Source organism: Aliivibrio sp. S3MY1 (assembly GCF_028765575.1).
Taxonomy (GTDB): Bacteria; Pseudomonadota; Gammaproteobacteria; order Enterobacterales; family Vibrionaceae; genus Aliivibrio.
The window spans coordinates 172021-180199 of record NZ_JARACO010000006.1 but is presented as its reverse complement, the minus strand read 5'-3'; the positions used below and the strand labels follow the sequence as shown (position 1 = coordinate 180199).

The window sequence follows — 8179 nt, the reverse complement described above, 5'->3', positions numbered from 1 at the left end:
TGAACGTTCGTGCTGCGGCAGCAAAAGTTATTTATCAAGTTGTCGATCAGGGTCATTCTCTCTCTTCTGCACTCCCAAAAGCTCAAGCCGAGATAAAACCTCGTGATCAGGCTTTATTGCAAGAGATTTGTTATGGCGTATTGCGCTTTCTTCCTCGTTTGGAATCGGTTGCTCAATCTCTTATGGATAAACCGCTAAAAGGGAAGCAACGTGTTTTTCACCACCTGATCTTAGTCGGTATTTACCAATTAAGCTTCATGCGTATCCCTGCTCATGCCGCGGTTGGCGAAACCGTTGAAGGCACTAAAAACCTAAAAGGCCCAAAACTGCGTGGCTTAATTAATGGTGTTCTTCGTAGTTATCAACGTAATCAAGAAGAATTAGATGCCAAATCTATCAGCCACGACTCTGGTAAATATGGTCACCCTGGTTGGTTACTAAAAATGCTAAAAGAAGCGTACCCAGAACAATGGGAATCGATTGTTGAAGCCAACAACAGCAAAGCACCAATGTGGTTGCGCGTAAATAGCCAACACCACACTCGCGATGAATACATCGCTCTACTTGAAAAAGAAGAAATCGAAGTAACCCCACACAGCCAAGCAACCGACGCATTATTATTAGATAAAGCGCGTGATGTATTTACCTTGCCTGGTTTTGAGCAAGGTTGGGTGTCAGTTCAAGATGCTGCCGCTCAATTATCTGCTGAGTACTTACAACCACAAGATGGTGAACTCATTCTTGATTGCTGTGCTGCTCCTGGTGGCAAAACTGCACATATTTTAGAGCGAACAAAAGACACAAATGTTGTTGCTATCGATTGTGATGAAACACGCTTAACTCGCGTGTACGAAAACTTAGAACGCCTTAACTTAACAGCAAAAGTTATTTGTGGTGATGCTCGTTATCCTGAACAATGGTGGAAAGGCGAACAGTTTGACCGCATTTTATTAGATGCACCTTGCTCTGCAACCGGTGTTATTCGTCGTCATCCAGACATCAAATGGTTGCGTCGTTCAGAAGATATTAAAGCGCTTGCTGAACTGCAAAGTGAAATCTTTGATGCAATGTGGTTACAGTTAAAATCTGGCGGCACCATGGTGTATGCGACGTGTTCAATCACACCGCAAGAAAACTGTGATCAAGTAAAAGCCTTTTTAGAGCGCACAGAAAATGCCTCTTTGGTTGATAATACTGATCCAGCAAAACCTGGGCGTCAAATTCTTCCTGGTGAAGAAAATATGGACGGCTTCTATTACGCTGTTCTACAAAAAGCATAATCTATATACGAGCGAGCAAGCGGTATGAAAATCATAATCTTAGGTGCAGGGCAGGTTGGCGGCACATTAGCTGAAAACTTGGTTGGCGAAAACAACGACATTACGGTTGTTGATAAGAGTTCAGAGCGACTGCGTGAGTTACAAGATAAATACGACTTACGCGTAGTTCAAGGATTTGCCAGTCACCCAGATACCTTAAGAGAGGCTGGTGCACAAGATGCTGATATGTTGGTTGCCGTAACCAACTCTGACGAAACCAATATGATTGCTTGTCAGATAGCCTTTACTATTTTCAATACTCCTAACCGTATTGCTCGTATTCGTTCACCTGAATACCTAAAAGAAAAAGAGCGTTTATTTCAATCAGATGCTATTCCTGTTGATCATCTCATCGCACCAGAAGAGTTAGTTACGGGCTATATCGAGCGTCTAATTGAATACCCTGGCGCACTTCAAGTGGCGAGTTTTGCTGAGAAAAAAGTTAGCTTGGTAGCAGTAAAAGCCTACTATGGCGGCCCACTTGTCGGAAACGCGTTATCAGCACTTCGAGACCATATGCCTCATATTGATACTCGTGTTGCGGCAATTTTCCGTCAAGGTCGTCCTATTCGACCTCAAGGAACCACCGTTATCGAAGCCGATGATGAAGTTTTCTTTGTTGCAGCAAGTAACCACATTCGTTCAGTAATGAGTGAGTTACAACGCTTAGAGCGCCCATACAAACGAATAATGATCGTTGGTGGCGGTAATATCGGTGCAGGTCTTGCGAGACGTTTAGAGCAAAACTACAGCGTTAAGCTCATTGAACGTAACATGAAACGCGCAGAGCAATTATCAGAGTTGCTTGAAGAAAGTATTGTCTTCTGTGGCGATGCCGCCGATCAAGAGTTACTTAGTGAAGAGCATATCGACCAAGTTGATGTATTTATTGCGGTAACCAATGAAGATGAAGCCAACATCATGTCAGCCATGCTTGCAAAACGCATGGGTGCCAAAAAAGTAATGGTACTGATCCAGCGTAGCGCCTATGTCGACTTAGTTCAAGGAGGTGTAATTGATGTTGCCATTTCTCCGCAACAAGCGACTATCTCTGCGTTATTAACCCATGTTCGTCGTGCTGATATCGTAAATGTCTCTTCTCTTCGTCGTGGAGCAGCAGAAGCGATTGAGGCGATTGCTCATGGTGATGAAACCACGTCAAAAGTGGTTGGTAAAGAAGTACAACACATCAAGCTTCCACCAGGCACCACTATTGGTGCGATTGTTCGTGGCGAAGAAGTTCTCATCGCACACGATAAAACTGTGATCGAACAAGATGATCACGTTGTTATGTTCCTAGTGGATAAAAAATACGTTCAGGATGTTGAACGTTTATTCCAACCGAGTCCGTTCTTCTTGTAATTATGGTTAACTACAAACCGATCCTATTTGTAATAGGGCTTGTTTTATCTAAACTCGCCCTATTTATGTATATCCCAACACTCGTCGCTCTTTTCACTGGAACTAGCGGTTTCATCGAGTTTGGACAAGCGGTTGCTATTACTCATATAGTGGCATTTGCTTGTTTAACTTTTGGTCGCAGTAAACAGTTTAAAATGAACGTGCGGGATATGTTCCTTATCACCACGTTAGTCTGGACCATTGCAAGCGCCTTTGCTGCATTGCCATTTGTCTTCATCAATCACATCAGTTTTACTGATGCCTACTTTGAAACCATGTCAGGGATAACGACGACAGGTTCAACGGTTCTCAGTGGCTTAGATGATATGGCGCCAAGTATTCTACTGTGGCGATCAACTCTGCAGTGGCTTGGCGGAGTAGGATTCATTGTCATGGCGGTTGCTATCCTTCCAATGCTAAATGTGGGTGGTATGCGACTGTTCCAAACAGAATCGTCCGATTGGTCCGATAAAAGTGCGCCAAGGACTAAATACGTAGCTAAATACATCGTCAGTGTCTATTTAAGTTTAACCCTCTTATGCTTCTTAAGTTACTTGGTTACAGGAATGACGCCGTTTGAAGCCATAAATCACGCCTTCACGACACTATCCACTGGGGGCTATTCAACATCAGACAGTTCTATGAACCGTTTCTCTAATAGCACACACTGGGTTGCTGCTTTCTTTATGTTTGCTGGCGGATTGCCTTTTTTACTCTTTATTCAAGTATTGAAGAAGCGAGACCCAAAAGTATTATTTAAAGATGCTCAGGTGGTAGGCTTTCTCAAGCTTGTTTTAATTACCAGTTTATCTGTTGCTATTTGGCTTGTTCTCCACAATGACTATACCGTTATGGATGCATTACGCGTGTCAGTGTTTAATATCATTTCCGTGATAACCACAACAGGCTTTGGTTTGGATGATTTTACGGCGTGGGGGGCATTCCCCGCGATTATTTTTGCTTTTGTTATGATGGCAGGTGCTTGCTCAGGATCGACTGCTGGCGGGATAAAAATCTTCCGCTTTCAAATTGCAGCGACCATGCTGAATAAACAGATGATGAAGCTAATTCACCCATCAGGTATTTTTGTTCAGCGTTACAATGGCCGTCCAGTAACTGATGATATTGCACGTTCAGTGGTTGCTTTGGTGTTTACCTTCTTCCTAACCATCATTGTTATCTCTGCATTGCTAGGCAGTTTAGGGCTTGATCCTGTCACAAGCATTACCAGTGCAATTACTGCTGTTGCTAACGTAGGACCGGGAATGGGACATATTGTCGGTCCAACCGGAAACTTTGCCACATTGCCAGACAGTGCTAAATGGATATTGAGTATTGGTATGTTGATGGGACGCTTAGAAATACTGACAGTATTAGTTCTGTTCTTCCCAGCATTTTGGAAGGGTTAGTACGATTACCGTAATATAAAAAATGGCCTAGTGCGTAAACACTAGGCCATTTTTTGTGATCAGAAATCGTATTTAGACGGGGTTTACGTAGTAATAAATAGATAAAAACTGAGTAACACAACCACCAAGTACAAACAGATGCCAAATTGCATGATTATATGGGATCTTCTTCGCGACATAAAAAATAACACCAAGAGAATAAATCACACCGCCAAGACCAAGTAAAATCACGCCATTAATATCAATATGTATCACTAATTGATAAACCGCAATCACCGATAACCATCCCATAATAAGATAAGTAATCAGCGACAATTTCTTAAATCGATACACAAAAATAATCTTGCCAATAATACCAATTAACGCAATCGCCCAAATAACCCCCATTAACCAATAAGCTAATGGCGTACGTAAACTAACGAGAAGATAGGGTGTATAACTGCCAGCGATGAGCAAAAAAATGGCACAGTGATCAAGCGTTTTTAATACCCGTTTTGCTTTAGGTGCAGCAATTGAATGGTATAGCGTCGAAGCGAGAAACAGCAAAATAATACTGGCGCCATACACAGACATACTTGTTATTGTTAACCAATCAGCATCAACCGAATTTGCTTTTAGTAACAATAGTATTAAAGCAACGACACCAAAAATCATACCTAGCGCATGACTTAAACTATTGGCTAATTCTTCTTTTTTTGAATATGTAGTAGAGGTAGACATAATTCTCTCATAGAGTGATTACTCGATAAGGGAAGTATGCCACATTTAAGCGTACACTTGTAAGCTTAAATGTGAGGTTTTTTATTTATCCATGTTTACTATGTCGTTTGATTTAAAAAATCAATCACTTGCTGCCCAGCATCTTCAGGGCTAAGTTTAGATGACAAGGAAAGCGTTCGCTTTAATTCACCGCTTCCTAGCAAGTTTGATAATAGACCAGAAATGCCTTTTTGCTGTCTATCGATCTCAAACCATAGCTGTAATTTTTCAGCATCTCGATAAGCAATTATTTCTAGCTCACGCCAACGACCATGGTAGGGGCCATCAAAAGGAACAAATTCAAATTCTTGCACGAAAGGGAGTTCAAAGTCTTTTGCATACTCACATTCAACTTGTCGAATTCGTAGCCCTTCAGTCTCTAATGCCGTTAATACCCCATCAAATAACGGATCAGGTCTTACCGTAATAGGGTCTTTATCTGTAGGATCTAATCCAAGAGCAATATCTAGTCCAGTTTGAACCCAAACTTTTGCATCACCAATCGTAACGGGAGTATTTAATGGCAGATCTAACTCAACCTCAAACTTTCTCTCTTGCCTAGGCTCTATCGTGAAGGCATAAGGCAAACTCCAATCCGCTAAGACATGAGTTTGTTTAATTATTTCTGTCCGAGAACCGTTGTCACGATTACGCTGAACCTCTTTTTTATACTGGCAGCACAAGGTTAAATCGATATTATCTATATTTTGCGCCGTGGCACCACCTGTTACCTCAATAGTAACATTAACCTTTTGGCCTGGGATCAAAACTTCATGATGAATAATCGTATCAACATTTGCAGAACCAATTCCTAATGATGCCAATGTTTTCTTAAAAAAAGACATTTTTACCCTCCTGAGTCATCCATGTTTCATCGTTATAGTATTGCTTAATAATTAAAATTACGCTGAGATGCACCTCGACTAATTGACAGTTTATGATACTCTTAATGGGTGTTTTATGAACACATCCCCTGACTATTTATTTGGATTGGCGAAAGCTAAAAAGAGTCTCATCTTGATGTAACTCATAGATAGTTAGGTCATTAATTTGGCCAAGGAAGTGCCTGGCTATAGAGATAACCAATGCGTCCTATGACTGTCAGGTTTTCACGCTCTGCTTCAACGCACAGTGTGGATCGTCGCCGCAGCCACTTTGTAAAAGTAGCCGTAGCGAAAAAAAACGTACCAGAAATGACCCTAGTTGTTTCAGAAAAAACTGAAGCTCCTGCTGAAGTTTCTTGTGCGGCATAATTTAAAAGCGTGGCCTTTGGGTTGCGCTTTTTCTTTTAATACCCGATATAACTTCGATATACTTGCCCTTAATAATAATAGGGAGAATGCTCAATGAAATGCCATCGTGTTAATGAACTTATCGAATTAATCCATCCAGAATGGAAAAAAGAACCTGAACTTAATCTTATGCAGTTCATTATGAAACTTGCAGAAGAGACCAAGTATGACGGTAAATTAGAAGATCTTACGGATGATGTTCTTATCTACCATCTAAAAATGCGCAATAGTGAAAAAGATGAAATGATCCCAGGCCTTGCAAAAGACAAAGAAGACGACTTTAAAACGGCAATATTAAGAGCTCGTGGCCTGCTATAACCTCATTATCTCGATCTGGTTTGCAATAAACCAGATCGATTTCATATCAAATAAAACACACTTTTTTAACTAACTTTGAACCTTCCAACGTATTCATACGTCACATCAAGCTATAATTCGGCCGCAATGTCTTAATATCACCAACCTTGAAATGGTTCCGCTCAATAAAACCATCGTTGGGATACCTCATAAAAATAACTAGGAAGAATAATGAGTCAGGATAAGATTGACATCAAAGATGTGACTCCAAAGCAATTTAACCCAAAAACACACAAATCCAGCAGTGATCGCTTTAATCCAAACTCAGGGATTTATGTTCGTCAAAGCAAAGGGACGTTCCAAAAACTACGCCGCTATGGTGGGTGGTTTTTATTAGCGTTATTTATTCTTACCCCATGGGTTTCATTTGACGACAGACAAGCAATTTTATTAGATATTGGTCGTCAGCAATTTAATTTCTTTGCTACCACTTTATTCCCTCAAGATCTCACCTTATTGGCGCTTCTTTTTGTCATCGCTGCATTCGGACTCTTTTTTATTACGACCTTTTTAGGCCGAGTATGGTGTGGTTATCTTTGTCCTCAAACCGTTTGGACATTTATGTATATCTGGTTTGAAGAAAAACTAGAAGGTCCGGCAAACAAACGTCGCAAGCAAGATCAGCTAAAGATGACATCAAGCTTAGTTGCAAGAAAAGCCTTAAAACATCTCGCTTGGGTTGCGATTGCCATTGCAACAGGCCTCACCTTTGTTGGTTATTTTGTACCAGTGAAAGAGTTCGTGGTCGATTTCTTCACTTTTAATAGTGAATTTTTACCTGCCTTTTGGGTGCTATTTTTTGCTGGCTGTACTTATGCGAATGCTGGATGGATGCGATCTATTGTTTGCTTGCATATGTGTCCTTATGCTCGCTTCCAATCGGCGATGTTTGATAAAGACACCTACATTGTCGGCTATGACACAAAACGAGGAGAATCTCGCGGTCCAAGATCTCGAAAAAAAGCACCTAAAGAGCTCGGATTAGGTGACTGTATTGACTGTAATTTATGTGTTCAAGTGTGTCCAACAGGTATTGATATTCGTGATGGCCTACAATACGAATGCATTAACTGTGGTGCTTGTATTGATGCTTGCAATGAAACCATGGACAAAATGGGCTATGAAAAGAATTTAATCAGTTACACGACAGAGCATAAATTAGCGGGTCATAAAACTCATATCATGCGCCCTAAACTCATCGGTTATGGCATCGTAATGGTCTTAATGATAGGTCTGTTCATTGCTCAAATAGCCACCGTTGAACCAATGGGGCTTGATGTATTACGAGATAGAAATCAATTATCACGTATCAACAATACTGGCCTTATTGAAAACACCTACACCTTGAAAATCATCAATAAAACACAACAAGAGCAAAACTACCTATTATCAGTAACTGGCCTTGAAGGAGTCGCTTGGTATGGCGCTCAAGATGTAAATGTAGACCCTGGTGAAGTATTAAGTTTACCAATTAGCCTAGGGATAAATGGGGATGAGTTATCCGCACCAATTACCACCATTACTTTTGAAATTAAAAATAATGACCAACAAGTGATAAAAGCAGAAAGCCGTTTCTTTAAACCGCTATAATCACTCTATTATTGACTCAAAGGGCTCATAATGAGCCCTTTTTATTTGAGAA

The 8179-nt window shown here is 40.8% G+C and carries 8 protein-coding genes; 6 read left to right on the top strand and 2 right to left on the bottom strand.

Annotated elements, in window-relative coordinates:
• From rsmB to PVK62_RS06305, 3 genes are all read left to right on the top strand, one after another.
• The coding region (gene rsmB / locus PVK62_RS06315; protein WP_274449351.1) for a 16S rRNA (cytosine(967)-C(5))-methyltransferase RsmB at window positions 1-1280 on the top strand (1280 nt) is incomplete at its 5' end.
• A gap of 24 nt (window positions 1281-1304) precedes the next feature.
• A complete protein-coding gene (trkA, locus tag PVK62_RS06310; RefSeq protein ID WP_274445115.1) occupies window positions 1305-2681 on the top strand; it encodes a Trk system potassium transporter TrkA in 1377 nt (458 codons plus the stop codon).
• Window positions 2682-2683: 2 nt separating this feature from the next.
• Window positions 2684-4129, top strand: coding sequence for a TrkH family potassium uptake protein (locus PVK62_RS06305; RefSeq protein WP_274445114.1), 1446 nt, complete (start codon window positions 2684-2686; stop codon window positions 4127-4129).
• A 72-nt stretch (window positions 4130-4201) separates the two neighbouring features.
• Here the strand turns inward: PVK62_RS06305 and trhA are convergent, their stop codons facing one another.
• Window positions 4202-4849 carry a PAQR family membrane homeostasis protein TrhA gene (trhA, locus tag PVK62_RS06300; RefSeq protein WP_274445113.1) on the bottom strand — a complete coding sequence of 216 codons (648 nt, stop codon included), beginning with the start codon at window positions 4847-4849 and terminating at the stop codon, window positions 4202-4204.
• A gap of 98 nt (window positions 4850-4947) precedes the next feature.
• Window positions 4948-5733, bottom strand: a complete 786-nt coding sequence (locus PVK62_RS06295) for a sporulation protein (protein WP_274445112.1) — start codon at window positions 5731-5733, stop codon at window positions 4948-4950.
• Between the two features lie 249 nt (window positions 5734-5982).
• Between PVK62_RS06295 and PVK62_RS06290 the strand changes: the two genes are divergently transcribed.
• The 3 genes from PVK62_RS06290 to ccoG all read left to right on the top strand — a co-directional run bounded on the left by PVK62_RS06290 (window position 5983) and on the right by ccoG (window position 8127).
• Window positions 5983-6141 carry a hypothetical protein gene (locus tag PVK62_RS06290; RefSeq protein WP_274449350.1) on the top strand — a complete coding sequence of 53 codons (159 nt, stop codon included), beginning with the start codon at window positions 5983-5985 and terminating at the stop codon, window positions 6139-6141.
• A 93-nt stretch (window positions 6142-6234) separates the two neighbouring features.
• Entirely contained in the window at window positions 6235-6498 is a 264-nt protein-coding gene (locus PVK62_RS06285) for a YihD family protein (RefSeq protein WP_274445111.1), read from the top strand.
• A 210-nt stretch (window positions 6499-6708) separates the two neighbouring features.
• A complete protein-coding gene (ccoG, locus tag PVK62_RS06280) occupies window positions 6709-8127 on the top strand; it encodes a cytochrome c oxidase accessory protein CcoG (protein ID WP_274445109.1) in 1419 nt (472 codons plus the stop codon).
• Window positions 8128-8179 lie beyond the last annotated feature (52 nt).